This is a genomic window from Nocardia sp. NPDC020380 (assembly GCF_044386975.1).
Lineage (GTDB): Bacteria > Actinomycetota > Actinomycetes > Mycobacteriales > Mycobacteriaceae > Nocardia.
Genome location: NZ_JBIRVQ010000039.1, coordinates 1 through 1,588 on the forward strand (window position 1 = coordinate 1; position 1,588 = coordinate 1,588).

Consider the following 1,588-nt stretch of genomic DNA (forward strand, 5'->3'; position numbering starts at 1 on the left):
GTGTGTTGTTTGAGAACTGCACAGTGGACGCGAGCATCTTTGTTAGTAAGTGTGTAAGAGCGTACGGTGGATGCCTTGGCACCAGGAGCCGATGAAGGACGTAGTAGGCTGCGATAAGCCTCGGGGAGCTGTCAAACGAGCTGAGATCCGAGGATTTCCGAATGGGGAAACCCAGCACGAGTGATGTCGTGTTACCCGCGCCTGAATATATAGGGTGTGTGGAGGGAACGTGGGGAAGTGAAACATCTCAGTACCCACAGGAAGAGAAAACAACAGTGATTCCGTGAGTAGTGGCGAGCGAAAGCGGAAGAGGCTAAACCGGTTGTGTGTGATAGACGGCAGTCGTTGCATAGCCGGGGTTGTGGGACCTACTTTCTCAACTCTGCCGAGTTGGGCAACAGTCAGAAAAGATCGCGTTAGTCGAATTGGTCTGGGATGGCCAACCGTAGACGGTGAGAGTCCGGTAGACGAAAACGTGTTCTCTGTTGTAGTAGGCACCCGAGTAGCAGCGGGCCCGTGAAATCTGCTGTGAATCTGTCGGGACCACCCGATAAGCCTGAATACTACCTGGTGACCGATAGCGGACTAGTACCGTGAGGGAAAGGTGAAAAGTACCCCGGGAGGGGAGTGAAATAGTACCTGAAACCGTGCGCTTACAATCCGTCAGAGCCCTCCTTCGGGTGGGGTGATGGCGTGCCTTTTGAAGAATGAGCCTGCGAGTCATCGGTGTGTGGCGAGGTTAACCCGTGTGGGGGAGCCGTAGCGAAAGCGAGTCCGAATAGGGCGTTGTAGTCGCACACTATGGACCCGAAGCGGAGTGATCTACCCATGGCCAGGGTGAAGCGACGGTAAGACGTCGTGGAGGCCCGAACCCACTTAGGTTGAAAACTGAGGGGATGAGCTGTGGGTAGGGGTGAAAGGCCAATCAAACTCCGTGATAGCTGGTTCTCCCCGAAATGCATTTAGGTGCAGCGTCACGTGTTTCACACCGGAGGTAGAGCTACTGGATGGCCTAGGGGGCCCACAAGCTTACCGAAGTCAGCCAAACTCCGAATGCCGGTGTGTGAGAGCGTGGCAGTGAGACTGCGGGGGATAAGCTTCGTAGTCGAGAGGGAAACAGCCCAGATCGCCGGCTAAGGCCCCTAAGCGTGTACTAAGTGGAAAAGGATGTGGGGTCGCGAAGACAACCAGGAGGTTGGCTTAGAAGCAGCCACCCTTGAAAGAGTGCGTAATAGCTCACTGGTCAAGTGATCCTGCGCCGACAATGTAGCGGGGCTCAAGTACACCGCCGAAGCCGCGGCATTCGCATATTATCCCGCCTTCGGGCCAGGAATGCGGATGGGTAGGGGAGCGTCGTATGGCCAGGGAAGCGGCGGAGTGATCCAGCCGTGGAGGCCATGCGAGTGAGAATGCAGGCATGAGTAGCGAAAGACGAGTGAGAAACTCGTCCGCCGAATGACCAAGGGTTCCTGGGCCAGGTTAATCCGCCCAGGGTGAGTCGGGACCTAAGGCGAGGCCGACAGGCGTAGTCGATGGACAACGGGTTGATATTCCCGTACCCGTGTATCCGCGCCAAATATCGAATCAG

The 1,588-nt window shown here is 56.1% G+C and carries 1 rRNA gene (cut by a window edge); it reads left to right on the forward strand.

Going from position 1 to position 1,588, the window contains the following annotated elements:
• Nucleotides 1-43 precede the first annotated feature (43 nt).
• A 23S ribosomal RNA gene (locus tag ACH438_RS46200) occupies nucleotides 44-1,588 on the forward strand; it runs 1,487 nt beyond the window's last position.